Annotated in this window: 18 protein-coding genes, 3 tRNA genes and 1 other annotated feature; of the genes, 8 read left to right on the top strand and 13 right to left on the bottom strand. The window is 56.6% G+C overall.

Annotation, left to right across the window (positions count from 1 at the left end):
* The 3 genes from H6A25_RS08315 to H6A25_RS08325 all read right to left on the bottom strand — a co-directional run bounded on the left by H6A25_RS08315 (position 1) and on the right by H6A25_RS08325 (position 3,179).
* Positions 1-2,628 carry a valine--tRNA ligase gene (locus tag H6A25_RS08315; protein ID WP_204751555.1) on the bottom strand — a complete coding sequence of 876 codons (2,628 nt, stop codon included), beginning with the start codon at positions 2,626-2,628 and terminating at the stop codon, positions 1-3.
* Positions 2,629-2,702: 74 nt separating this feature from the next.
* Positions 2,703-2,949 (bottom strand) — a binding site (T-box leader).
* A 79-nt stretch (positions 2,950-3,028) separates the two neighbouring features.
* Positions 3,029-3,103 (bottom strand) — tRNA-Gly (locus H6A25_RS08320).
* Positions 3,104-3,179: transfer RNA gene (locus H6A25_RS08325), tRNA-Thr, on the bottom strand.
* A gap of 153 nt (positions 3,180-3,332) precedes the next feature.
* Here H6A25_RS08325 and H6A25_RS08330 point away from each other — a divergent pair.
* A tRNA-Pro gene (locus H6A25_RS08330) sits at positions 3,333-3,408 on the top strand.
* A gap of 41 nt (positions 3,409-3,449) precedes the next feature.
* On the opposite strand, the gene H6A25_RS08335 is transcribed toward H6A25_RS08330, so the two are convergent.
* The 3 genes from H6A25_RS08335 to H6A25_RS08345 are packed head-to-tail and all read right to left on the bottom strand — an operon-like array spanning position 3,450 to position 5,261.
* Positions 3,450-3,935: a GNAT family N-acetyltransferase gene (locus tag H6A25_RS08335; protein ID WP_204751557.1), complete on the bottom strand. Its 486-nt coding sequence runs from the start codon at positions 3,933-3,935 to the stop codon at positions 3,450-3,452.
* Between the two features lie 50 nt (positions 3,936-3,985).
* Positions 3,986-4,492 carry a hypothetical protein gene (locus H6A25_RS08340; protein WP_204751559.1) on the bottom strand — a complete coding sequence of 169 codons (507 nt, stop codon included), beginning with the start codon at positions 4,490-4,492 and terminating at the stop codon, positions 3,986-3,988.
* 1 nt (position 4,493) lies between these two features.
* Positions 4,494-5,261 carry a creatininase family protein gene (locus H6A25_RS08345; RefSeq protein WP_204751560.1) on the bottom strand — a complete coding sequence of 256 codons (768 nt, stop codon included), beginning with the start codon at positions 5,259-5,261 and terminating at the stop codon, positions 4,494-4,496.
* 201 nt (positions 5,262-5,462) lie between these two features.
* On the opposite strand from H6A25_RS08345, the gene H6A25_RS08350 reads away from it, so the two are divergent.
* The 6 genes from H6A25_RS08350 to H6A25_RS08375 all read left to right on the top strand — a co-directional run bounded on the left by H6A25_RS08350 (position 5,463) and on the right by H6A25_RS08375 (position 10,879).
* Positions 5,463-6,344, top strand: a complete 882-nt coding sequence (locus H6A25_RS08350; protein ID WP_204751562.1) for a putative ABC transporter permease — start codon at positions 5,463-5,465, stop codon at positions 6,342-6,344.
* A 70-nt stretch (positions 6,345-6,414) separates the two neighbouring features.
* Complete coding sequence (locus H6A25_RS08355; protein WP_204751564.1) at positions 6,415-7,548, top strand: hypothetical protein; 1,134 nt, start codon at positions 6,415-6,417, stop codon at positions 7,546-7,548.
* Positions 7,549-7,657: 109 nt separating this feature from the next.
* A complete protein-coding gene (locus H6A25_RS08360) occupies positions 7,658-8,596 on the top strand; it encodes a DUF1177 domain-containing protein (protein WP_118425667.1) in 939 nt (312 codons plus the stop codon).
* Between the two features lie 2 nt (positions 8,597-8,598).
* Entirely contained in the window at positions 8,599-9,267 is a 669-nt protein-coding gene (locus tag H6A25_RS08365) for an AroM family protein (protein WP_118425665.1), read from the top strand.
* 65 nt (positions 9,268-9,332) lie between these two features.
* Complete coding sequence (locus H6A25_RS08370) at positions 9,333-10,271, top strand: aminopeptidase (RefSeq protein ID WP_204751566.1); 939 nt, start codon at positions 9,333-9,335, stop codon at positions 10,269-10,271.
* Positions 10,272-10,357: 86 nt separating this feature from the next.
* Positions 10,358-10,879: a cob(I)yrinic acid a,c-diamide adenosyltransferase gene (locus tag H6A25_RS08375; protein WP_204751568.1), complete on the top strand. Its 522-nt coding sequence runs from the start codon at positions 10,358-10,360 to the stop codon at positions 10,877-10,879.
* A gap of 707 nt (positions 10,880-11,586) precedes the next feature.
* Here H6A25_RS08375 and H6A25_RS08385 read toward each other — a convergent pair.
* From H6A25_RS08385 to H6A25_RS13175, 4 genes are all read right to left on the bottom strand, one after another.
* On the bottom strand, positions 11,587-13,272 hold the full coding sequence (locus H6A25_RS08385; protein ID WP_204751572.1) for a recombinase family protein: 1,686 nt from the start codon (positions 13,270-13,272) through the stop codon (positions 11,587-11,589).
* A gap of 97 nt (positions 13,273-13,369) precedes the next feature.
* A complete protein-coding gene (locus H6A25_RS08390; protein ID WP_204751574.1) occupies positions 13,370-13,633 on the bottom strand; it encodes a DUF6870 family protein in 264 nt (87 codons plus the stop codon).
* Between the two features lie 121 nt (positions 13,634-13,754).
* Positions 13,755-13,955 carry a hypothetical protein gene (locus H6A25_RS08395; RefSeq protein WP_087188735.1) on the bottom strand — a complete coding sequence of 67 codons (201 nt, stop codon included), beginning with the start codon at positions 13,953-13,955 and terminating at the stop codon, positions 13,755-13,757.
* A gap of 198 nt (positions 13,956-14,153) precedes the next feature.
* A complete protein-coding gene (locus tag H6A25_RS13175) occupies positions 14,154-14,300 on the bottom strand; it encodes a sigma factor-like helix-turn-helix DNA-binding protein (RefSeq protein ID WP_430651168.1) in 147 nt (48 codons plus the stop codon).
* 4 nt (positions 14,301-14,304) lie between these two features.
* On the opposite strand from H6A25_RS13175, the gene H6A25_RS13180 reads away from it, so the two are divergent.
* Complete coding sequence (locus H6A25_RS13180; protein ID WP_430651169.1) at positions 14,305-14,598, top strand: hypothetical protein; 294 nt, start codon at positions 14,305-14,307, stop codon at positions 14,596-14,598.
* 950 nt (positions 14,599-15,548) lie between these two features.
* Here H6A25_RS13180 and H6A25_RS08405 read toward each other — a convergent pair.
* The 3 genes from H6A25_RS08405 to H6A25_RS13080 all read right to left on the bottom strand — a co-directional run.
* A complete protein-coding gene (locus H6A25_RS08405; protein ID WP_204751576.1) occupies positions 15,549-23,714 on the bottom strand; it encodes an S-layer homology domain-containing protein in 8,166 nt (2,721 codons plus the stop codon).
* Positions 23,715-23,788: 74 nt separating this feature from the next.
* A complete protein-coding gene (locus tag H6A25_RS08410) occupies positions 23,789-25,042 on the bottom strand; it encodes an S-layer homology domain-containing protein (protein WP_204751578.1) in 1,254 nt (417 codons plus the stop codon).
* Between the two features lie 396 nt (positions 25,043-25,438).
* A partial coding sequence (locus H6A25_RS13080) for a DUF4368 domain-containing protein (RefSeq protein WP_204751580.1) occupies positions 25,439-26,229 on the bottom strand: 791 nt, incomplete at its 5' end.

Consider the following 26,229-nt stretch of genomic DNA (forward strand, 5'->3'; position numbering starts at 1 on the left):
TTATTTCATATTCGCCAGGTTTTCCTCCAGCTTGGCGATGAGCTGACGGGCTTTTTCGGCCTTCTGCCGCTCGGCTTCCACCACGGCGGCCGGGGCTTTCTGCACAAAACTCTCGTTTTGCAGCTTGCCCAGAATACGCTGCAGGTTCTGCTCTGCCTTTTCCTTTTCGCTTTGCAGACGGGCCTTCTCCTTCTCCATATCCACCAGCTCCCGCATGGGCATATAGCAGGTGGCGCTGTCGGTGACCACCGAAACGGTGCCAGACAGATCGGTATCCGCCTCCACCTGGCTCACCTGAGAGCCGTAGGCCAGCCGCTCCACCAGAGGTGCTGCCGCGGTAAACAGTGCGGCCTTCTCCCCGGAGAACATCAGCTGGGCCTTTTTGGAGGGCGGCACATTCATTTCGCTGCGCCGGTTGCGGATGGCCCGGATCATCTCCATCAGCACTTCCATCTGCTTTTCCTCTTCCTTAAAGGACAGGCTCTGGCTGTATTCCGGCCACTGGCTGCCCATGATGGAAGGACCTTCGTGGGGCAGGGCCTGCCAGATGGTCTCGGTGATGAAGGGCATGAAGGGATGGAGCAGCTGCATGGTGCCCGAGAGCACATAAGCCAGCACCCGCTGGGCGCCCTCGTGGGCCTTTTTCTCCTCTCTGTTCTGGAGACGAGGCTTCGTCAGCTCGATATACCAGTCGCAGTAGGTATCCCAGATGAAGGAATACAGCTTTTCAGCGGCAATGCCCAGCTCGAAGCGGTCCATATTGTCGGTGACTTCCCGCACCAAATCGTTATAGCGGGAGAGGATCCATTTATCCTCCAGAGTCAGCTCTTCCGGCAGACCGGCCTTTTCGATGTTCAGGTTCATCAGCACATACCGGCTGGCGTTCCAAATCTTGTTGCAGAAATTCCGGCTGGCCTCCACCTTTTCCTCGCTGAAGCGGGTGTCATTTCCCGGGCTGTTGCCGGTGCAGATGGTAAAGCGCAGGGCATCGGCGCCATAGTGGTCGATAACTTCCAGGGGATCGATGCCGTTGCCCAGGGATTTGGACATTTTCCGGCCCTGAGCGTCCCGGATCAGGCCATGGATATACACCGTCTTGAAGGGGATTTCGCCCATCTCGGCCATGGCCATGCACACCATACGGGCCACCCAGAAGAAGATGATGTCATAGCCGGTGACCAGCACATCGGTGGGATAGAAATAGGACAGCTCCGGTGTGTTCTCCGGCCAGCCCATGGTGGAGAAAGGCCACAGGCCCGAGCTGAACCAGGTGTCCAGCACATCCTCTTCCTGATGGATATTCTTGCTGCCGCACTTTTCGCACTGGCACACATCCTCTTTGCTCACCGTCACATGGCCGCAGTCGTCGCAGTACCAGGCGGGAATCTGATGGCCCCACCACAGCTGACGGGAGATGCACCAGTCATGCACATTCTCCATCCAGTTCATATAGATCTTGGTGAAGCGCTCGGGAACAAACTTGATCCGGCCCTCTTTCACCACCCGGATGGCCTCTTCGGCCAAAGGCTTCATCTTGACGAACCATTGGGCAGAGGTGAGGGGCTCCACAGTAGTGCCGCAGCGGTAGCAGGTGCCCACATTGTGGCTGTAATCCTCGGTTTTCACCAAAGCGCCGATGGCGTCCAGGTCGGCCAGGATGGCCTTCCGGGCTTCATACCGGTCCATGCCCTGGTATTTGCCGCCGTTCTCGTTGATCTTGGCGTCGTTGTCCAGGATCAGGATCTGTTCCAGGCCGTGACGCTGGCCCATGTCAAAGTCGTTGGGGTCATGGCAGGGGGTGACCTTGACGCAGCCGGTGCCGAAGTCCTTTTCCACATAATCGTCGGGGAAAATAGGCAGCAGACGGCCTACCAGGGGCAGAATGGCGTGCTTGCCATGGAGATGGGTATAGCGCTCATCCTCCGGATTGACGGCAATGCCGGTGTCGCCCAGAATGGTCTCAGGACGGGTGGTGGCAATGATCATGTCCTCCCCGGTCTCCTGAACCTTGTACTTGATGTGCCACAGATGGCCCTGCTGCTCATTGTATTCCACTTCGGTATCGGACAGAGCGGTGGCGCAGTGGGGGCACCAGTTGATGATCCGGCTGCCCCGGTAGATCAGGCCCTTTTTATACAGGTTTTCAAAGGTCTGACGCACCGCTTTGGAGCAGCCTTCGTCCATGGTGAAGCGGCGGCGGCGCCAGTCGGGAGAAGCGCCCAGCTTCTTCTGCTGATCCAGGATCCTTCCGCCGTATTCTTCCTTCCACTGCCAGACCCGGCGGAGAAATTCCTCTCTTCCCAGGTCGTAGCGGGTCTTGTGCTCTTGCTCCCGCAGGTATTCTTCCACCTTGATCTGGGTAGCGATGCCGGCGTGGTCCATGCCGGGCATCCACAGGGCCTCATAGCCCTGCATCCGCTTCTGGCGGATGATGGCGTCCTGAATGGTCACATCAAAGGCATGCCCCATGTGCAGCTGCCCTGTTACATTTGGGGGCGGCATGACGATGCTGTAAGGCTTCTTATTCTTGTCCACTTCGGCTTTGAAGCAGCCGCTTTCCTCCCAAAACCGATAGACGCTGTCTTCGGTCTGTTTGGGATCGTAGACCTTTTCCAGTTCCTTTGCCATATTCGGCTTCACTCCTTCTTTCTTGCAGTATGGCCGAGGGCGGCTGATCAACAAAAAACCTCCGCCCCGTGTTGTTACGGGACGGAGGTAAACATTCACTTCCGCGGTACCACCCATATTTGCGTCAAAAAACGCACACTCCGGCGCCAGACAGCGCCTTTTCCCTTAACGCGGGCCAGACGGCGGGGCCTACTGTGCCCAAAGGGCGGTTCAGCCTGCGGCTCAGGGACCACATTCCCCCGGCGCCTTGGGAGCACTTCCACCAACCGTGCCCTCTCTATGCCGCTTCACCGGGATACTCCTGCCCTTCACAGCCTTTATACAGGGAACATTATACGGCCTTTCCTGCCCTTTTGTCAAGGACAGAAAAAAAGCCGCACACCATAAGGCATACGGCTTTTGGAGCGGGTGAGCGGATTTGCACCACTATCTCTTGCCGGGAAGGCAAGCGGCTTAAAAGTTAGCCCACACCCACTGGGGCTAGAAGTCGGATTCGAACCGACGACCTACGCATTACGAATGCGTTGCTCTACCGACTGAGCTATACTAGCGTTTTGTGCCTATTCATTATACAAAACTTCCCCCCATTTGTCCAGACTTATTTTTGCTTTTTTGAAAATTCTTCCCCGGCCAGCTCTTGACAAAGGGGCTTACAATGCCTATAATAATAAGGCAGTCTGCTCGAGGGAGCAGCTTGCCCTCTTCGGGGTATAGCGCAGCTGGTAGCGCGCTTGGTTCGGGACCAAGAGGCCTCGGGTTCAAGTCCCGATACTCCGACCAAAAAAGACCGCATCTTGTGATGTGGTCTTTTTCTTTTTTCCTTATTCCCCTTGGGCCAATCCGGCCAGAGTACTCCCGGCTATGCGGTATACCGTCCAATCGGACATGGGCTCTGCACCAAGGGAGCGATAAAATTCAATGCTGGGTTTGTTCCAGTCCAGGCACCACCATTCCAAACGGCCGCATTTTCTCTCTACGGCAATGGCGGCCAGTTTTTGCAATATGGCTTTCCCGTACCCTTTCCCCCGATGCTCCGGCTTTACATAAAGATCTTCCAGGTAAAGGCCGGCCCGGCCAAGAAAAGTGGAGAAATTGTGGAAGAACAGAGCAAATCCCACTTCTTCTCCCTCTATCACTGCAAAAATGACCTCGGCCTTTTTCCGCTGAAACAGCCATTCTTCCAGTGTCTTTTCATCGGCCACCACTTCATCCAGCATTTTTTCATAATCGGCAAGTTCTCTGATAAATTGCAAAATTAACGGAATATCTTCCCGCTGGGCATATCGAAAAAGAGGCTCTTTTTTCATCTTATTGCCTTCCTTTTCTTTTGCTCCCATGGTTTTCCCATTTGGCGGCATCATGCATTTTCCCTCAGAAAAGAAAGAAAGACCGGCAAATCAAAAGAACAGACCTTTTCTTCCCCACTCCGCGGACGATCCCCCCAGGCCAGCAGATGGCTGCGGCACAAAAGTCCCCATCCCTCCGGCGTTTCCAGCACATGGGTCACTTCCCGCCAAGGAATCAGCCGCTCCCCTCCCGGCCCGGTGCGTTCCAGGCCAAAATCCCAAAAAGCAAAAAGCACCTTTTTTCCCAGCTGCTTTTTCATCCGGGTCAGGTTCCATAAGGCAGGCAGGTGCCAGCCCCATAGCGCAGCATAAATGGCCAACAGCGCCAAAATGGCATAGACCCAGCCCAGGCTGTCCCCCGATCGGGCGAACAGCCCGGCCACCGCAGCCAACGCCAGGGCCGCGGCCACCCAGGCCCTGCGGTACCCTTGGCGAAACTGACGGAAATAGACTTTTTGCAGGCTCAGATAGAGCTTCCGGTTCAAAACGGCATCCAACTGAAAAAGGGGCTGAGGCATCCTATTTGCGCCCCTCCAGAGGCACTTTGTCAAATTCATTGATGAAGCCGGTGATGAACTCTCCTACTCTTTGGAGCATTTCCCGGCCCCATTCCTCGGTGGCATCCTTGGGATCATCCGGCCCGAACCAGCCGGAGGGGGTCACAGAACCAAAGTGACGCTGCACCGTCACATCAATGCCCTGATACCGCACGGTCTTGACGCCGGAAGTGGGCAGCCCTGCGGAGATATCCTGAGGCTCAAGGGGCATATAATCCTCCATATGTACCAGGCTGGGATCGATGGCCAGGATGGCCGCCGTCTCTTCACCGCCGCCATGACCGCCCTTCCATTTGGGCTCCAGCTCTCCCGCCAGCTGCCACCAGTTGAGCAAAGCGCCCAGAGCGCCTTTGTCCTCCAGCTGCAGGGCAGTGTCCAGAATGGCCTGATCGTTGCCTCCATGGCCATTGAGAAAAACGAAGCGGCGCACGCCATAACGATACAAACAGTCGGTGATCTTTTCCAGCACCAGACGCAGGCCGTCATAGCCCAAAGAAACGGTGCCGGGGAATCCGAAATGATGGTCTGCCACCCCATAAGGAACGGCCGGGACAATGAGCACATCGCACTTTTCCTCAATGGCCCCGGTCAAATGGGAAGGAATGAGAAAATCGGTGCCCAACGCCAGATGTGAACCATGGTTTTCGATGCTCCCGATGGGAATGACCGCCGTATGGTGATCTTTGAAATAGCGTTCCGCCTGTTTCCAGGTAATTCGTTCCAATCGCATGTTCCGCCGCTCCTTTTGTTTGCATATTTGCTTTTATCATACCCCACCCCCCGTCCAAAATCAAGGACTGGGAGTGGGGTTTCTTCTCTGGGAAAATTTTTATGTTCCACCCCTTGACCTGGAAGCCTCCAAGGTGTATGCTGTCTTTCATCTTTTCCATTTTGAAATCCATCAAAATCTCATGCAAAGGAGACAACTTTTGTGAAACTGTTTTATCAGCTCTCTCTGCTTTTTTTCCTCTTTTCCTTTCTGGGCTGGGTGATGGAAGTGGTGCTGGTGTCCATTGAATACCGGCGTCTGGTCAACCGGGGCTTTCTGCTGGGGCCCTGGTGCCCCATCTATGGCTGCGGCGTCACCTTTGTCACCATTGTGGTGGGCGGCCTTCTGGGCTACCGGGGCACCTGGGGCGATGTGTTTCTGGCCGGCTTCTTCCTGTGCGGCGGCCTGGAATACTTCACCAGCTGGTATCTGGAAAAACTCTTTCACGCCCGCTGGTGGGATTATTCCCAAAAACCCATGAACCTTCACGGCCGGGTATGGATGGGAAACCTGATCCTCTTCGGTCTGGCCTCTGCCATTATCGTCCGGGTGGTGGATCCCTTCTTCTTCTCCTGGGTTTCCCGCATCCCCCTCTTTGTGATGGCCATCCTGGTCTGGACCCTGTGGGTGCTGTTTATCGGTGACTGCGGCCTGTCCTTCACCGTGATGAACCTGCTGAAAAAGCACATCGATACCCAAAAGGGCGACAACACCGAAGAAATCGCCCAGGCCGTACGCCAGGTGCTGCGGGACAAACGGCTTCTCCGCCGTCTGCTCCATGCCTACCCCCATTGGCAGGCCCGTCCTCATGCTTTGACCCTTCGGCTGAAAAAAGCCCGGCAGGAATATAAGCGCACCCTCTCCCTTTTGCGGAAGGCCCAGAAGCAGGCCCTTCACGCCACCCGTGAAGAGCTGGAGAAGGCCATGGAGCAAGTCCACAAGGCCCGGGCCGAAAAAAGAGAAGCCCTTCGCCGTCTCCGCCTGGTACAGCGTCTGTTCCTTCGCTGGGACGAGGAAGAGGAGGACGAAACCGGAAACCATTGACATTTCCTCTCTTTTCTCTTATACTGAACTAAAGTATCCCTTTTGTTTTGTATGAGAGGAGGTGCTCCGTGTGAAGATCAAAGGGAAATGGATCTCTCCCATCCTTTTGGGATTTCTGATTGTTTTGGGCGGCGTCCTTTTGTGGCGTTTTTACTTCATGGGCTTTTTCCACCATTCTCCTCTGTCCGGAAGCGGCAATCTGTATCCCCGCTTTTCCTACCAGGATGTCCGCAAACCGGAGGCCCGCACCAACCTTTACACCTTGCAAGAGGGAGAATGGAACAAGGAAGGCAAAGGCATCCCCGCCTATGGAATCTACCAGGGTTTCTGCCCCCAGGAAGAAGGAGAAGCTCTAGAAAAAATGTCCTATTACACCAGCTGCCTGGTATTTGCCCAAACCATCCCTCAAGGCCAGGTCTATGTGTATAATCTGCCGGAGGAAAGCAGTCTTAGCTGGCAGGTGCTGCTGAAACAGGGACAAGATTTTCAGTTTTTCCCCTTGGAAAAAACGAGCCCCTCTGAATCCCTGGCCCATGTGGGAGCCTGGGAAAAGGGGATCTGGCTCTATCGCCTCCCGGAAGAGGACGATCCCTTCCTCACCCTTCTGGATCTGAACACCGGGAAGAGCCAAAATAAGCCCTTCCCCCGCTCCAGTCTGCAAGCAGGTTTCCTGATGGAGGACCGGGTGCTCTATGACGACATCCGGGACCGGCTGCTGTTTTTCTACACCCGGGGCAGCGAAAAACTTTTGGGGCAATACGATTTTGCCACCGGACAGCTGTTTTCCCTGCCGCTGACACAGCCTGTATCCCATTTGCTGATGACGCCGGAGGGCTATTTTCTGGCCAACACCTCTTCCCTCCGCCAGGTGATCCTGTATTCCTATGATTTTGACTGGAAGGAAAAAGACTCCATCACTTATCACCTGGACATTCCTCAGGATGAAATAGAGGTGTGGCAGGGCTGTCCTTTCCTGGTGATGGAGGGCGGCGTGCTCTATGGTTATCTGGAAGGCTCCCGGCAAAGCAAGCTGCCCGGTGATTGGGGAATGCGGGACTGCTTCTATGCTCTGGATACAGGAAGCGGCCAGCTTCTTTCCCTCCATTTTATCCGCCCTGGCTGGGGATTTCTCCTGCAAGGAGTGGAACTTCTGGCAGAGGAGGGAGAGACTCCCGCCTTTTATACTCTGCCTTCCGGCTTTTAAATTGCCCATTTCTGCAAAAAAGCGCCTGGCTCCCTTGCCAGGCGCTTTTTTGTGTGGTAAGATGGGGAGAGAATTGGAGAACTCTCCAAAAAGAAAGGTGGAAAAAAGAATGCTTCTCAAACAACTGACTGAGGTCTATGATATCCTGGACAGCAGCACTGCCAGCGGCCAGAAGGTGGCTGACTATCTGCGCTCCATCAAGGCGGACGCCAATGTGGAAATTCAGGTGCTCTCCGGCGCCAAAGGCTCCACCGATATGGTGAAGGTGCGCATCCCCGGCAAAAACGGCAAGAGCCAGGGCGGCACAGCCCCCACCATCGGCCTGCTGGGCCGTCTGGGCGGCCTGGGCGCCCGTCCGGAAATGACCGGTTTTGTCTCCGATGGCGATGGCGCTCTGGTGGCCCTGACCCTGGCTGCAAAACTGCTGGATATGCAGGTGAAAGGTGACTATCTGGAAGGAGATGTGTTCATTTCCACCCATGTATGCCCCGATGCTCCCACCCAGCCCCATAAGCCGGTACCCTTCATGGGTTCTCCCCTGGACATGGCCCAGGTGAACCAGGCCGAAGTCACCCCCGAGCTGGACGCCATCCTGGTGGTGGACACCACCAAGGGCAACCGGATCATCAACACCCGTGGCTTTGCCATCTCCCCCACCGTCAAGGAAGGCTATATCCTGAAGGTCAGCGATGATCTGCTGGATATCATGCAGACTTCCACCGGCCGCCTGCCCTATGTGTTTGCCCTGTCTCAGCAGGACATCACCCCCTATGGCAACGGCCTGTACCACCTCAACAGCATCCTCCAGCCCGCTACTGCCACCAATGCTCCTGTGGTAGGCGTGGCCATCACCACCGAAACCACTGTGGCCGGCTGCGCCACCGGCGCCACCCACTTCGTGGATTGCGAAGAAGCCGCCCGCTTCATGCTGGAAGTGGCCAAGTACTTTGGCAAGGGTGACTGCAAGTTCTACGATGAGGAAGAATATGCCCTCATCCAGAAGCTGTATGGCCCCATGGGTCATTTCCAGACCAAGGGGAGGAACTAATCATGCCTTCGGTAAAAATCGGAGCAGTCACCGTGGGACAGGCTCCCCGGGTGGATGTAACAGCGGATATCCTGCCCCTGCTCCCCGGTGTGGAGCTTTTGGAAAGGGGCGGCCTGGACGGGCTGACCCGGGAAGACATTGCCGCTTTCCAGCCGGAAGAGGGAGACTATGTGCTGGTTTCCCGCCTCACGGACGGTTCTTCGGTGACTTTTGCCGAAAAATATGTGCTCCCCCGGCTGCAAAATGCCATCACGGAGCTGGAAGATGCAGGATGCCGTCTGATCCTCTTTTTCTGCACCGGGGATTTTCCCGACACCTTCCAAAGCCGGGTACCCCTGCTTTTCCCCGGCCGGGTGCTCAAGGGCATGGCCCCGGCCATTTCCTCCCGAAAAACCGCTATTGTCAATCCCTCACCCCTGCAAAAGGACCAGAGCCTGGAAAAATGGAAACTTTATCTTCAGGAGCCGGTTTCCTTTGCCGTTTCCCCTTATGAAGGGGAAGCAGGTGTGCGTCAGTGCGCCAGACAGGTGGCGGAAACCGATTGCGATATGGTGATTCTGGACTGCATCGGCTATACCCAAAAGATGAAAGAGATCTTTCAGGAAGAAACCGGAAAACGGGTGATTCTGCCCCGCACTCTCCTGGCCCGGGTGGCCATGGAGCTTTTGTAAGAGCCAAAAATATGTTGGGCGGCGCACAGCCTGCGCCGCCCAAATCAATTCAGGAGGAACAATCAATGGATCTTGTGGAAAATGCAAAATCGGTACTGCGCTCCAGCCTGGCTGTGCAGGCAGGCGAGACCGTTCTCATCGTCACCGATGACAGCCGCCCGGAAATCGGCCGGGCCCTGTATGAAGGTGCTCAGGCTCTGGGAGCCGAAGCCATGCTGATGCAAATGGCTCCCCGCTCTGTTTCCGGCGAAGAGCCTCCCGCTCCGGTGGCCGCTGCCATGGCGGTGGCCCAGGTGATCATCTGTCCCACAGACAAATCCCTCACCCACACCAATGCCCGGATCAATGCTGTGAAGAATGGCGCCCGCCTGGCCACCATGCCCGGCATCACCCAGGAGATGTTCCAGGAAGGAGCCATCACTGCCGATTATGACCAGGTGGAAAAACTCACCGGTACTCTGACCGAAATGCTTACAACAGCCAGCACTGCCCGCATCTGCAAAGACGGCCACACTCTCACCCTGGATCTGAGGGGCCGCAAAGGCATCCCCTCCCCCGGCGTCTACCGGGAAAAGGGCCAGAGCGGCAACCTGCCTTCCGGCGAGGCCTATATCGCTCCTATGGAAAATGGAGTCAACGGCAGCATGGTCATTGATGGCAGCATGGTGGGCGTGGGTAAGCTGGAAAAGCCCATCACGGTGCACATCAAAGACGGCGTGCTGCAAAGCGTGGAAGGAGACGACGGCAAACTCTCTATCCTGCTGCAAAAGCCGGAAAACGGCACCGTGGGCGAACTGGGCATCGGCACCAATGAAAAAGCCATCCTGCGTGGCATCATCCTGGAGGACGAGAAGGTGTATGGCACCGTGCACATTGCCTTTGGCACCAATACTTCTTTCGGCGGCGTAAACAAAGCCGATTGCCATATGGACGGCATCATTCTGAAGCCCGACCTGTATCTGGACGATGTACAGGTGATTCGCCAGGGAGAATTTGTCCTTTAAAATCGAAAAGCCTTATTGAAAGGCTCCAGACCGGCCCTTTCTGCGGAAAGGGCCGGTTTCTTCCATTTGAAGAAAAGAGGAAAGATATGAAACAAGGATATTTGCAGATCTATACCGGCAATGGAAAGGGAAAAACCACAGCGGCCATGGGCCTGGCCCTGCGGGCCGCCGGAGCCGGATTACAGGTCTATATCGGCCAATTTGTCAAGGATATGAAATACAGCGAAGTTCGTCTGATGGAACAGGTGCTGCCCCAGATTACCATAGAACTTTTGGGCAAAGGCTGCTTTATCGACCGTCCGCCGGAAGAGGGCGACCGGCAAGCCGCCCAGGAAGGGCTTGATCATGTGGCCCAGTTGATGAAAAGTGGCCAATATGATGTGATGATCCTGGATGAGATCAGCATTGCCATTGTATGCGGATTGATTCCGGAAGAAAATGTACTGGCCTTGATTGAACGGCGTCCTCAAGAAATGGAACTGGTGCTCACAGGACGCTATATGCCCTCCTCTTTGATGGAAAAAGCCGATCTGATCACCGAAATGCAAGAAGTTCGTCACTACTATACAGAGCAAGGCGTTTTGGCCCGGGACGGCATCGAACGATAAAAATACACCCTCCTATCCCTTTTGGCATACAATGCCTTTGGAGGGATGGGAATGAATTGTTACCCCAATGAAAATAAACCCCGCCGCTGCCATTGCATTACTACCTGCTGTTTCCAAGGCCCCACTGGCCCCATGGGTCCCATGGGACCTACCGGAACCACAGGTGCCACCGGCGCTGACGGGGCCACTGGCCCTACGGGGCCTATCGGGCCTACCGGACCCACTGGCCCTATGGGTACTATGGGTCCTGCCGGAGCCACTGGTGCTACTGGGCCTACTGGTGCCACCGGCCCCACTGGCCCCATGGGTCCCATGGGACCTACTGGAACCACAGGTGCCACCGGCGCTGACGGGGCCACTGGCCCTACGGGGCCTATCGGGCCTACTGGACCCACTGGCCCTATGGGTACTATGGGTCCTGCCGGAGCCACTGGTGCTACTGGGCCTACTGGTGCCACCGGCCCCACTGGACCTACCGGACTCACCGGCCCTACTGGACCCACTGGTCCTACCGGAACCACCGGGCCTACTGGACCCACTGGACCCACCGGACCCACCGGCCCCACTGGACCTACCGGTCTCACTGGTCCCACCGGGCCTACTGGACCCACCGGTCTCACTGGTCCCACCGGACCTACCGGGCCCACCGGACCCACCGGAACGGTTTATTTAGGAAAGCAAATAATCTGTAAAAATGCGGTTTCTTGTCAAACCGCCTCATTATGAGTATTGAGTTCGATAAACTCTCTGATCCGGCGCAGCTCATCGGCAAACCGGAATACGATGCTGATACTGCCTCCCTCATAGACCTTGATGTGGTCTACCAGTTCGATCAAAACATCCCGCGTCAGCTTTTCAATGTTCTGATGCTGCTGGAAGGCTGCCAAGAAGGGGTTTTCCATATCAATGCCCTTTTCCAGCTCCCTTTGTTCTTCTCTGAGCCGTTCCAGAACCTGATTCAATGCCTCGGCCTGCTGTTCATATTCCTCTTTCATGTGCCGGTAATCAGAGTGCGTGATCTCGCCATCTTTCCAATCCTGGTAGATGGACTGCTTATACCGGACGATCTTGGCAAGCTCCCGTTCCTTCTGTTCGATGGCATCATGCAGCTTTTTGGACTGGCTCTTAACCAGGGGAGCTTTGCCCAACTGCTCTATGGTCTTGGAGAAGTCTACGGCCAAATAGACCTGCTGCTGGATTGCACAGAGAACGGCGGCTTCCAGCTGGGTATGCTTAATTGTGTGTTTGGTACAAGCGCTCTTGGATTGATCCTTATAAGTACGGCAGTAATAATACACCGCATTGCCCACTTTACTGCGGGTCATTGCTTTTCCGCAATCGGCGCATTTCAGAAAGCCGCTGAACGGGTATAATTTTTTCTGCTGGGGGCCTGTGCGGGTGTCCCGCATGAGGAGCCGCTGCGCCTTGTCAAAGGTTTCCCGGTCAATGATGGCCTCATGGGTATTCTCCACAATGTACCATTCATCCTGGGGAACGATCTCCTGCACATGGACCTTGTAGCTTTTCATGCGGTAGCGGCCTTGTACCATGTCACCGCAGTACATCCGGTTTTTCAGGATGCCGCCCACCGTCACGGCACACCACAATGGGCGCTTACCAGGAGCTAAACTTGGATTCTGATATTTCAGTCCAAGGCGTTCTCGTTTATACGCTGCGGGACAAAGGACGCCGTGATCATTCAGATAGTGGACAATAGCATTTTTGCTCATGCCGTCCAAAAACATCTGGAAGATGTCACGGACAACACCAGCGGCCTCCTCGTCCACCACAAGGGCATTTTTATCATTAGGGTCTTTGAGGTAGCCATAGGCGGCAAAGGAACCGATGTGTTCTCCGTTGCGGCGTTTCATATCAAATACTTCCCGCACCTTGTCGGAGGTTTCCGCACAGTGGTTTTCATTGAGAACGCCCTGGATCGGTACGGCGATACTCCGCATATTTTGGGGCTCTTTGTAGCTGTCCAGCGGTTGATGGAACAGGGAGATAAAGCGGACATTATACCGGGGGAACCAATCATCCAGATAGTAACCCTGATCGCTGTAATTGCGGAAGGAACGGGCCAGGTCTTTCACGATGACGCAGTTGACCCGGCCCCGTTTAATATCCGAGAGCATCCGCTGGAAGTCATCCCGCTCATCATCCGTTGTTCCGGAAATGCCGTCGTCCACATATTCGTCCACAATGATGTACTCGTCGCCATCGTTGAACCCGGCGATATGATCCTCGATGATTGCCCGCTGGTTAGTGACGCTTTCGGACTCGTCCAAGCACCGAGCATCCTCTTTGGAAAGACGGATGTAAATTCCAATTCTCCATACTCTGTGTTTTGCTTTCACAACAGTTTGGGTCATAGCCCGGCTTTTCCGTGCCATATTAGCCTCCTTCCCTATCACATTACACCTATATTATACTGCTTTCCACTGGCATCATCAAAAAATGGGAAAAGCAACTCAAAGGTAAGCGATAGAATCAAAGGCCACTCTTTTTTCTCTGAAGAAAGGAAAAAAGCACATCTTGCAGAGACGGCCCATGTTCTGCAAACTCCAGTTTGACACCGAGCTCGCCCACGCGGAAACAATAGGGATTTCCGATGGCGTTAAGAAGATAGGCCGCCCGCAATTCCTGGGGGACCTGGGGATCAAAACACAAACCGCTGGCATCCACCAGTTCTCCTTTGCTGATCTTTTGAATATTCACACTTGCCAGTTCCGTGAGATCGACCTGTTTTTGCATAGACCATGCGCCTCCTTTCTGCAAGATATATGCGCTGGATAGTTTGTCCTATGCGAGAACGCGCAAGGCCACCACCCCTTTTCGGGTGGCGGCCTTGCGCCTTATCAAAGGACAGAGAAAACTAATACGGACTTTGCTCGTAGTATGCCTGAGCCTCCTGTGGGCTGGTAAAGTCGAGCAGTTCGTGGAGTTCAGACATGACCCGCTGGATTACCGCAGTTTTATATCCACACCGCTCCAAAGCAAGGATCGTGTACCCTCGGCAAACACTCTCATTCCACGGCTCGGAGAGCAGGGCAGCCAGTTCGGTGTCATAGCTCATGGTTGTGCCTCCTTGATTTTTTAGGTTTGGGAGCGCCGTGCGATAGGTTCGGCCTGTCATCAGACAGCAGTTGTCGTCACAGCGCTCCCGCGCATATGGCCTGGTTCCCATCCCAATACCGCACAGAGGGAGAAAAGATTTCCCTCTACTTACCCAGGTCACTTTGAACGCAAATACGAAACAGTCTGCGGATAATTTTTAGAAAAATTTTCGCATCGCACGCAGGCCACGGTTAATGGAGATTTGCACCGCCCGGCAGCTCACATCTTCGGCCAAAGCGATCTCCCGGATCGACCAGCCCAACAGGTAGTGCGCGTCGATCCGCTGCCCCTGAACCGGGGGCAAATGGTTGAGCGCACAGCCGCCGGTACTGCTCCATCAGGTCCAGGGCAACCTCCGGGGAAGGCTGAAACTCACAGGCGGCGTATTCAATGCCATCATCGCCATCATCCGCGTCCAAAGAGTAGTTGGCCTTGTTCCTTTTCATACGCCGGTGGTGGGTGACTTCATACCGCTTGTCAGCTCGCAGTTCCTCGGCCACCTCGTCCGTCACCTCTATGTATTCATCGGTCTTGTACCAATAAAAAACTCTTTCAAGTTGATGGTCGTCATTTGTAATTCCTCCGTTCAGATGGTGGGTTGAAGCAATCTGAACAAAGGAACGGCGGTGATCTGCACCGTGGGAAAATGGGGGCCACTTTGTCCCAAAGTGGCCCAAACCTATTATTACATGGCAAAAAAACACAAAAAACAACAAAGAGAAGTCCCGCAGAGGCCTTAGCCTCTGCGGGACTTCTTTTCAGCGTTATTCGGTTTTCTGCTATCAGGACGCGCTCATATTATGCTCCTTTATTGCCTTGTTGTAGGAAAAGAATATTAGGTTCTTTATAAGATGGTATCCTTGGCGTAGGTGCTCCCCCGCATATGAGGGGGAGCGGCTTGTAGCCTCTGCGCCCTCATGAGGAGAGAAAATCTTCTCTCATATACCGCAAAAAAGCGGGCTAATAGAGCACAGAATCGAAAAATTTTCTTAGGTTCTCCAAGTCGCAGCGAATGGACTCCCAGATGGCTTTCTTATCTATGTATTCTCCCGGGCGATCTGCCAGAAGTCTTAGCTGGGATCAAATCGGCGACCACTCGGCGAATCTGGGCCTCCGGCAGGGAGCTGAGGGCGTCCAGAGCCGCATGAATAGCTCCGCATAATCCCGCAACTCCTGGCCATGGACTCATGGAAGCAGGCCATATATTTGATCCCATCACGCAGTCCATGGGTGAAACGCTTTTTCAGATCGAAGGATATCATTTGTATCACTCCATTCAGATTAAGTCTAAAGATGACATTCTGAACAGAGAACTGGATGGGAGTGACAGCGGGGCGGCTCCCGCCGGACCTTGGGACGCTGTGTCCCAAAGCTGTGGAACTGCGGCAGAATCTACTAATTAAGCGACAAAGGAAAGCCCCGCAGGGGCTGAAAGTCTCTGCGGGGCTCAACTTTGCCAGTATCCAGCTGTTTAGAATCAGGATAAGCTCCTTTATTCGCAGAATCGGAATCCTGGATTAGTTCGGATACCAGGGACGGATTATTCCGAACCCTACTTCACCACATTCTCACAGAACCGCATGAGGATGGTGGCAATCTCGGCGCGGGTAGCCTGGCCCTGGGGGGACAGGGTTGTGTCGCTAGTGCCGGTAATTAGGCCGGTAGCCACGGCCCAGTCCATGGCCTGCTGGGCCCAATCGGAGACCTGGCCGTAGTCAGTGTACTCATGGGCCACCATACTGACTTGGCTCACGCTATAGCCTTTGCACTGGGCGTAACGGTAGAGCATAACGGCCATCTGCTCCCGGGTAATGGTGTTATTGGGAGCAAAGGAGGTGCCGTCTCCCACGCCTTTGACGATACCCTCAGACGCCGCCCAAGTCACCGCGTCGGTATACCAAGTCCCGGCAGGCACATCGGTGAAGCCGGCTGCTCCGGAGACGGTGGGCTCATCCTCCAGCCGGTAGAGCAGGGCGGCCAGCATGGAGCGTGTAGTGGTCATGCTGGGTGCAAAGGTGGTATAGCTGGTGCCCTCCATGAGACCGTTTTCATAGGCATAGGCCACCGCATCATAGTACCAGTCGCTCTCCGACACATCGGTGAACGGCAGCGCCTCCACGGCGCTCTCCTCCCGGAAGACCGCCTGCACGGTGACCGCAGAGGCGGGCATCTCGAAGGTATACTTGCCGTTCTTTTCGGTAAGGGAAATCTTGTCGCCGCTCTTGTCGGTAACGGTCAGGGTATCCAGCACATAGCCCTCATCCGCCGAGATGGTCAGAGTGATGCTGTCGCCCTTGGAAGCTGTGGTCTTGCTGGCGGTGACACTGCCGTTGGCGCTCTTCTGCACCGTGATGGAGTAGGTAGTGACAGAGGACCCGCCGGAACCGCCGGAGGGCGGAGTAGGCGTAGTGTCGGTAATGACCGCTTCCGCCGTCATAGTGCCGCCACTCAGAGCAGTCAGCAGAGCATCGGTCAGCTCGGTGTAGACCTGGTCGCCGATGCGCCAGCCGTCAAAGCGCTGGTTCTCGGACACGGTCACCGTGGGCAGCGCCTTGCCGATATCCTCGGGGGTAAATACTCTCTTCTGTGTTCCCGTCTCACCGAAGTCGAAGGTCACGGAGCCGGTACGGCTGTCGGACACCACCTCGAAGACGGAGAAGCCGGTGGTCTGGAAGGTGACGGTCTGGCCGGTAATGCTGGGCCGGATGTATTCGATCCGCCCGTCGGACCGCTCATGCCGGATATAAGTGGTACCGTCAGTCAGAGCAATTCCAGCGGGCACCTGCAGGGTCACCTGCACCGGCACGGTAAGTTGGTCGTTGGTCAGGGTGCCGGAAGCGATGGGCTCGGCAGAAGGATTAGGCTCCCCGCCTGCCCCTTCCTCGTCCTCCGCGTTGGGGACGATCTGATAGACGGGGGTGATGTCCACCTTGTAGGACTTGCCGGGTTTGTACTCCTTCACTTCCAGTCGCTGGGAGACCTCTATTTTGACACTGGTGATAGTCTCATCTGCCCCCTCCAGAGCATCCTCGACGATTTTCTCCGCGGAGGAGGCGATGGCGGCCAGAATGTTGGTGAACTTGTTTTCCTCGGAGCCGACCGCCGTGTTCATTTGCTCTCTCTGCGTTTCATCCAAACCGGCAGTCACCTCATCGGCGGGTTCTGCTACCTGGGTCTCACCGACTTCCAGAGACACATTCGTGGGCTGGACCGTAAGGCCGCTGGCATCCACACTGTAGCTCACACCACCCAGCTCAACGCTGCTCTCGCCGCCGGCAGATACCTCTGCGGAAGTAGCAGTGGAGCCGCTGGAAAGGGTCGCGGTCACCGTCACGGTAATCTTACTCTCTTTATTGCTCATAAAGCCGCTGAGGCGGATGGTGGTGCCGTCCAGATACCAAATGACCTGCTTAGAATCAGTACCGGACAGGCTGATCTCCGGCATGGAGATGATGAAGGTGCAGGTCTTGTTCTCCGCATTCTCTGCCACCACATAGTTGGGGTTCTTGCTGACTGCGGAGACCACATAGGTCCCGGCCTCCGTGGCGGCGGGCACACTGAACTCCACGCTGTCGCCTTTCACCAGGCCGCCAACAGCCGCAGCCGTCGGCGCCAGAGGCTGGCCGGTGTAGGTCAGTTCCGTGTTGCTCCAGGTCAGGGAAGTGATGGAAGCGGGCAGGATGGTGTAGGAAACCGTGTTGTCCGCCGGTACCGTGTAATTGGGGTTGTCGATCGCAGCAGAAGCCGTGTGGGTCCCAGCATCCTTGGCATCGCCGCCGGTCACGGTCACATTAGCAATGTCACCCCCCAGCAGGCCCTCCGCGGAAGCGGTGACCTGGGAGGCCTGTCCATTATAGGTTCGATCATCAGTACCGGACCAGACCAGAGTGACCTCCTTGGGCTGGACGGTCAGCCGGTACTGGCCGGTGACATCGCCCTTCACTGCCGTGATCACGGTGGAGCCCGCGCCCACGATGGTCACCTCGCCGGTGGCTTCATTCACCGTGGCCACAGTGCTGTCCGCACTGCGGTAGGTGAAGCCCTCCGAGGAATCGCCCAGGCTGGCGGCATTGGTGAACAACTCGTCGCCGTAGGTCTTGGTGACGGTGCCGTTCTCCTGGAAGGAGACGCCGCCGCCCTGGATATCCGCGGTGACCACATCGGAATTCTTGGTGGAATAGTAATCCTTGCCGTCCACCGTGGCGAAGGGACGGATCATGAACTGATAGGAGCCCTGGCTCAGTCCCGTGGCGGTGTACTCCGCCTCATCCACGATCCCCAGGCGGGTCCACGCGCCGTTCACCATCTGATAGACGATGTAGTGGGTAGCGCCCCGGGAGGGCTTCCACTGGAGATGGACGCTGTTGGAGGTGGTGGTGACGGTGAAGTCCTCCGCCGTTACATTGTTGGGCACGATGTCGAAGGTCAGAGTCGCCACGCCGTAGTAGGGGCCGTCGGAGTAGCCCACGATCCGGACGGTAGCGGTACCCACGTCCACATTATTCTCCCAGTAGGGCATGTAGTCGCCGTAGGTGGACTGGCCGAACAGCTCATAGCCGGTCTCAGGGTCGGTGACAGTGACGGCAGGACGCTTGGCCTCGCCGGTGTAGAAGCCGTACAGATAGGCCAGCTCCATGTCCAGAGTGGCGATATCCTTGCCCTGGAGTCCGCAGGTCTCATAGGTGAAGGTATCCATGTTGAATACCTGACGGGTGCAAACATGGTTCTCGTCGTAGAGGTGGCCCTGCCGCCGGGTCCCGGACAGCTGATAGAATTCGTTGCAGTCCTTGCACCAGCAGCCCAGATAGCCGTCCTCCCAGCACTGGGCGGAATTCACGGTCTCGGAGTTGTGCAGCAGACCGTCTTCCCCGGCGTGGTGGACCGTATCCTCACCCACCGCGAACACGCCGGTCATCAGCTTGCCTGCGTTGAGATAGACCGTACCGCTCTTCCCCGCCGGGGTGGTATAGGCCGCATAGCCGGTATAGGCGGCGGAGGAGATACTGTAGCCGCAGGAGCAGGTCAGGCGGGAGCTGCCGTCCCAGGTGTAGCTGTGGGTGTGGGAGCCATCGCCCTTGGTCTTGGTAAAGGTGTCGATCTTCGACACGCCGCTGCTGGTATAATCGTAAGTGTCAATGGTCAGGGTGCTGTCCGTGGTGGACAGGGTGAGATAGATGGCGTTGTAGTCGTTGGTAGCCTTGGCGAAGTGGAAGCCCTCCGTGTCGCTGACGGTGTAGCCCTTGTCACCCAGGCTGCCGCAGATGTAGTAGGTGATGCCCTCGTCGGCGCCCACCACTTCGCCGTCCCTCAGAGGCTCCGTGCGGGCATAGGAGTGGTCATGGCCGGAGAGGACCACATCGATGCCGGCCTGCTGGCAGGCCTCGGTGAGCGCCTTCTGGGTGCTGCTGTCCATACCGGCTATCACATTGGTGTAATACGTCGGCTGGTGGGTCACCAGGATCTTCCAGGTAGCACTGGAGGCGGTGGCGTCTTCCACCAACTGATCCAGGTTCTCCTGAGAGAAGCCGCCGAAAGCAATGGTGGCAATAAATACGTTGCCGGTTTCCATGGTGTAGTAGGTGCTGTCATCCTGGTTGTACATGACCTTGTGGGTATCCACAGAACCGACCTCATGGTTGCCCACGGCAAAGAGCCGGGTCATGTCCAGAGACTCCGTCATGCCAAGGGCGCTGTCCCAGTTCCCGTAGGAGGAACCGTCGTCCACCAGATCGCCGGTCTGGATGGCCAGATCATATTTGCCGAGATCCAGGCTGTTCAGAATACCGGTAATGTTGGTGTTCTCCCGCTCCTGCAGGTCGCCCAGCACCAGGGCGTTGATACCGGTGTTGGCATAGCCGGTGGTAAAGGACTGGGCCTCGGACCAATGGGTCCCGTCGCCCACCTGATAGTAGTAGGTAGTACCGGGGGTAAGACCGGTAACCTCCGCGCCGCAGACATAAGCCGCGCTGCCGTCGGTGAAGGCGACAAGGTCACAGTAGTCGGCATTTTGCGCTTCGGCGCTCTCAAGGCCTGTCTCACTGTCGGCCAGCCGCAGCTTGGCGGTACTCGCCGCATAGAGGGGATTGGCCAGCCAGCTCACGTTCAGACTGTCGGCGGTATCCGCCGCATTGCGCCACACATGAGTAGGCGTGCCGTCGGTATTGCCCTGGGGCGTATAGACCACGGCAATGTAGGGGGCTGAGAGGTTGCCCTCGCTGTCCTTTGCGGTGACCGTAACCGGTCCCTGGCCGGCCTGAGCGGGATAAGCCACCCGGCCGTCCGCATCAGAGGTTCCCAGCAGCATATCGCCCTGGTAGACCCCCACGCCGCTGGCAGGCAGGCCGGTATCCGAGTGGGTGACCAGGAAATAGCAGGTGTCGGTCAGTCCCGCCACCATCTGACCGCTGGTGACCGTATAGGGGGCGGTAACGGACAGAGAGATGGTACTGTTGAAGGTCTCGCTGCCCGCCAGACCGTTCACCCGGCAGGTAAAGCTGCTGCCCGAAGAGGCAGTGCCGGGAATATTCAAGGTCAGCGTAGCCATGGGACCGCTGTTCACCGTACCGCTCACGGCGAAGGAGAGGGTCCCGGAGGCGGCGTTATAAGAGGCCTCCTGCGTGATCTTGCAGCCCTCCGGCACCGTCAGCCGGAAGCCCTGGGCATACGCCGCGTCCAGCGTCAGGTCGGCTTCCAGAGTATCCACGGAGTTGTCCCGGGGGGTGAAGGTCAGGGAGACCGTCTTGCCCAGAACAGCGCTGCCCTCCAGAGCGGCCACTTCCACCGGGGCCTTGCTGCCGTCCGGATCGTTGACGGTGACGGTGAACTCCCGGCTGGTCTCGTTGCCGTAGCCGTCCACCACGGAGATCCGGATGGTATGATTGCCATTGGCCAGATTGATACCGGCCCGCAGGCTCTCGCTGTCGGTGACCACGCCGGTGCCCTCGATCTTCCGCCCGTCAATGTACAGAGAGGCGGAGGACACGCCGGTGTTGTTGCGGTCATCCTGGGTGCTGTCGGAGAACAGCGCCTCGATGTCCAGTGCACCGGAGGTGAGGGTCATACCGGTGGCGAGATCCACCTGCTCCCCGCTGCCCGCCCTGACTTTGACAGAACTGATCTTCGGGGCGGTGGTGTCCTCCGGGGTGCTGCCGTAGACATAGGTCAGGTTGTCGAAGTAAAGCGTTCCTCTGAGGTCGCCCTTGGTCAAATTGTTGCCGTTCTTATCAAAGGTGGCCAGATATTCCGGAATAGGAACCTTGCCGATGGTCACGGTCTCCCCGTTCACCGTAGCGGTTTCGGGAACCACCTCGCCAATGTTCAAGGTTGACCCGTTGGCCTCCAGATAGCCCCCGCCAAAATTGGTCAGGCGCGAATCGGTCCGGTCCACCAGAATGATATTGCCGTTCTCATCGGTCTGGCACTTGACCCAGCCCACAGGAGACGCCCACAGCTTTCCTGCGCCGATGCTCTGCTTGGGGTTGGCCATCATGATACGAATGGACATGTTGGCCGGGATGGTAACCGGTGTTTGCAGCTTGCTGATATCGGCCTCAAAGTAATGCCAGTTATCGTCGGCGTTCCGGGCCACATTGTTGGGCATATAGATGGTGTTATCGGTAAAATCCAAATAGGAGGTGTTGCCGCTGCCGTCGGTGTATTGCAGCCGCAGCCACAGGTTGGGCGTTCCCTTGGGAATATACACCCAAATTCCAATACGGGTGGGATTTCCCATGTTTGCCAGCTTGATTGCCTCTGTTGCGCCAAAGCACACACCGTCCGTGCTTCCGGTGTTAGTGCTGAAATCATAGTCGATCTTCAACGACTGCTCCCCGAATCGAACAGGGTAGTCGTCTGCCTTGGTCACTACCTCAGCTTTCCCAACCTGTCTGCCGTCGGTGGTTCTTCCGGCATAGGAAACACAAGTATAGTCATAGCCCTCTGCGGTGATCTCCGCAGCTGATTTCGGCGTGTCAAAAGTGGTGTATGTCCCATTTTCATCAAATTTGCCGCCGTAGTCAGTAAGGCTTTGGAAGACTTTTGTCCCCTCCCCTTCAAAGTCCATGGCCACCCGGGGATCCTTACAGGCTTCCAGGGTGACGGTACCGGACACGCTGGGATTCGCCTTGCTGGTCACCGTCACTCTGGCGGTGATCGCGGAGGCGGTTTTTTCAATATCAGTCAATTCATAATCGGAAGACACATTGGAATTGGTGTTCTCACCATCGTATACCGGCGCACAGGTCAGTTGGTTGTCCGTGACCGTACCAACGGTAAGCATTTTCATCTGATCGGGACTGCTCTCAGCAGTCTCCACAATGGTCTCATATGTACTGCCGGACCCGGTCCACTGCTTGCGGCTGTACTGCGTCGGCTCGATGGTCCAGTTAAAATCGCCGTCCTTGTAGTGGACTTCCCGCTGCTTGTAGTAGACCCGCAGGCCCAGATCGGAGGTATCGCCTTCGCCCATGCTGGCCGTAGTCTCAGCAAAGGTGATCTGGTCGGGATTGGCGATGGTGATGGTGGTGGTACCCACCACCTGTCCGCCGCTGTTGAGAGAGACGGTGACATCACCGGTCTTGCCTGTGGAGGTGAACAGGCCGGTGCTGCTGTTGATGGTGCCGTAAGCGGCGTCCACTGTCCAGCTCACGTCTTCGGGCAGAGGCGCAGGAGCGCCGGACTTGTCCGCGCCCACGGCGGTGAACTGCACCTGAGAGTTGGGGGTGTACACCTCGTTGGCAGGGCTCAGGGAGGCGTGGTCAAACACGCCGTCCGACTTCACCCGGGAGAGGATAAAGATGGAGGAGCTCACCTGCCGCTCCTGGCCGTCGGAGGGATTGTTGCGGGTGACCACCTGGCTGTCGCCCTCCCGGCGGGAGACGAAGGTGGAGGAACCGCTGCCGTCCAGCAGCAGGGCGGTGACGCAGCCCCGGGCCTTCATCATCTGGGCCACCTCATACTGGGTGTAGCCGCAGGAGACGGGGTAGCGCTGGCCGTAGCACACCATGGAGACCACGGTGCCGTCCGCCTTGATACCGATAGCGGTGTAGGTCACGTTGCGGCCGCCCTGGCCCACGTTGACCTGGCCGTTCTTCACCAGAAGGGTGCCGCCGGCCACCGCGTGCTGCAGATTCGCCAGATCCTCCTCAGCGGTGCTGTTGGAGATCAGCGCCTTGCCATCCTTGTCGATGGCAAAGTAGTAGCTGCTGCTGGGCTTGTTGTAGGTGACGCCGTCGATGATCAGAATGCCGCTGGGCTGGCCGGTGGCCATGTTGTAGTAGTCGGCATTCAGCGCCGCCACGATGGTGGCGTCGGCGTACTCGCTGGAGCGCCGGAAATAGCTCTGGGTGTCCTTCACCTGATCGGACACCGTCTGCATCCGCCAGCTGATGGTGTTGTCCGTGAGGATGGTCTCCATCCCGGCGTATCCGGCCATGATCTCCGCCTGACTCAGATCGATCTCACAGAAGTAGTCCACGTTCTGATTCAGACCGGAGGGCTCGTTGGTGTAGGTCACATACTCCGTGACGCCAGGGGCCAGGGGATAGGCCGTCTCCGACACGAACTGCCGGTCTTCATTGCTCTCACCCTGGAAGAGGGTCTCGCCTGGCGTCTTGTCCGCAAAGGACGACGCTGCGGAAACAGTGATCGCCGGACACAGCTGAAGCACCATGATCAGGGTCAGCAGTACCGAAACGATCCGTTTACGACTGTGCCTCATGGGGGTACCTCCTGAATAAAATCAGGGCGACGGCTTTCGCCGCCGCCCTGTTGGGTGTAATGCTATTTACCTAATTAAAGAGTAGGAGCCATGGTATTGGAACCACCAAGAGCTTCTTCCACATCCTCGGTAGGAACATACTCTTCCTCGTCATCCTCATGGACAAACCATTCACCCAGATCGTGGTCGTAGGAGTACTCCTTACCATCCACGGTGATAGTCATATCTTCGCCAGCTTCTTCAATGGCATCCATGATGTCACCAATGGAGACATACTCTTTCTCTTCACCGTCACCGATGAAATACTCGCCCTCTTCTTCATCCCACTGGTAGTGATTGTCACCAACTACAATATTGGGACGCTCGGTGGAGGGAACATCAGGCTTACCGGGCTCGGTGCCGCCGCCGGTGGAGCCACCGCCGCCGGGCGCGGGCTGCTCCTCAGGAATGACGATCTCTTCGCCGGCCGCGACGGCCTCGCCGTTGACGGTGGTGCCGGCAGCATCATCCGCCACGGTGATCACGGTGCCCGCGGGGGCGTTGGTGATGGCCACATCGTCGGCCACCACGCTCACAGTGGCGTCGCCGGTGTAGCCCTTCATGGACACCTTGGCGCCCTCGGCAGCCACCACCACGGTGGCGTCCGCGTCGCCGGTAATGGTCACATTGTCGGCCAGAACCAGAACAACGCCGCTCTCCTTCAGCTCAACAGTGCCGTCCTCGACCACATAGTAGGCAATGGTCTGGTCCAGCAGCGCCATCACGCTGGCGCGGTTGATGTTCAGCTCGGGGGAGATGACGCCGTCAGCAGTGCCTTTCACATAGCCGTTGTTGATGAGAGCGTACACATAGCCCTTGGCCCAGGAAGAAATCTCAGAGGCGTCGGTGAAGTCGCCCTTCAGGCTGCTCTCCTCCTGAATGCTCAGAGCACGGGCAAACATCACAAAGAACATCTCACGGGTCACAGTGCCGGTGGGATCCATCTGATCGGCTGCAACACCATTCATGATGCCCTGTGCCACACAGGCGGCAAATGCATCGGCATACCAGGCGTCAGCAGCGACATCAGTATAGGCGCTGAGGTCGGCCTTGCCAGTCAGCTTCAACAGATTAGTGAATACCTGGGCAGCCTCCGCCCGGGTCATCATGCCCTCTGGGTTGAACTGGCCGTTGGAGCCCTGAACCACACCCGCATCGCTCCAGCGGGCGATGCTCTCCTCTGCCCAGTGCCCGACGGTATCCGGGTACTCGGCGGCCATCGCCACGGCGGGCAGAAGAGATGTCAGCATGCACAGGCAAGTTGCAATAGCCAATAGTTTCTTCTTCATGTTTTTACTCACTCCTATTATGTTGATTTCTTGTTGCGCTGTTTATCGGTGCACAGTGCGGAGCCGGAGCATTACCCCCCCCTTTTTGTAGACAAAATTGATATTCTGACGCACAGGCCAGTCGATGGAAATAAAGATTTCCATTTCCTGTTCTTCATTTTAGCACACTTCGCTTTAAAAGGCAATTATAATTTTGAAATAACAACTATAATTTCCATACCAGGCATAATAGATTAGCCCGTCAGTGCGAGAGATGTACCGACGGCCACTTTTTTTGCGCACAAAACCACAATTTTGTGGCCCCTCAAGCCGACATGTCGGCCTGAATGCTGGCCCGCAGACAAATTAGAAGTAAGCTGTGGAGCGGATGTGCGTCAGAATATCAATTTTGTCTCCTTATGATATGAGACGCAGTTGCTCCAGCACTTTGGCGTGCTCCGCTCCCGTGGAAAGAAGATAGATGCGAGTGGTCCCGATGGAAGAATGGCCCAGCACATCGGCCAGCTTTACCACATCCCGGCATGCCTGGTAAAACGTCCGGGCGAGCAGATGCCGCAGGTTGTGAGGGAATACCTTGGCAGGTGCCACTCCCGCCCGCTGGCACAGCCCTTTCATCTCTCTCCATATCTGTTTTCCGGAGAGAGATGTCCCGCTTCTGGTGAGAAAGATCTCGCCGGAGGCGATTTTATTTTTTCTGGCATATTTCAGAAGCTTGCGGCAAAGCTTGCCCGGCAAGAGGATGGCGCGGATCTTGCCCCTGAGCGCTACCTCTACCTTCCCGCACCGGGCGGCATCCACGGTGGGGTATCGCACCTCGCTGACCCGGATGCCAGTGCTACAGATGCTCTCCATCAGCTTGCCGTTTGCCTTGCGGCGCAAGTAGTTCTGGTGAAGCCTGTCCTTGCGTTCCTCTTTCTTCCGCAGTTCTTCCTGTTCCTCCGGGGTCAGGGGAACCGGCTGCAAGGCGGGCGGGATATACCGGCCCACAAAATCGAAGTAGATTTCAACCTCCTGCGTGGTGTCCTGGCTGTCTTTGCGGGCGCGTTCATGGACAAGGATTTTCTCTACAAACTCGTTAAGCATGGTGTTTGTCAGCGTGTCGAAGTTCTCGTACTTATCAATCAGGGCAATAAACTTCTCCGCAGATTTCCGGCTCTGCTCATAGCCGGTAACGGCCTTTTCCAGTT

Origin of the sequence: Intestinimonas butyriciproducens (assembly GCF_016901775.1) — a bacterium.
Classification (GTDB): domain Bacteria; phylum Bacillota; class Clostridia; order Oscillospirales; family Butyricicoccaceae; genus Pseudobutyricicoccus.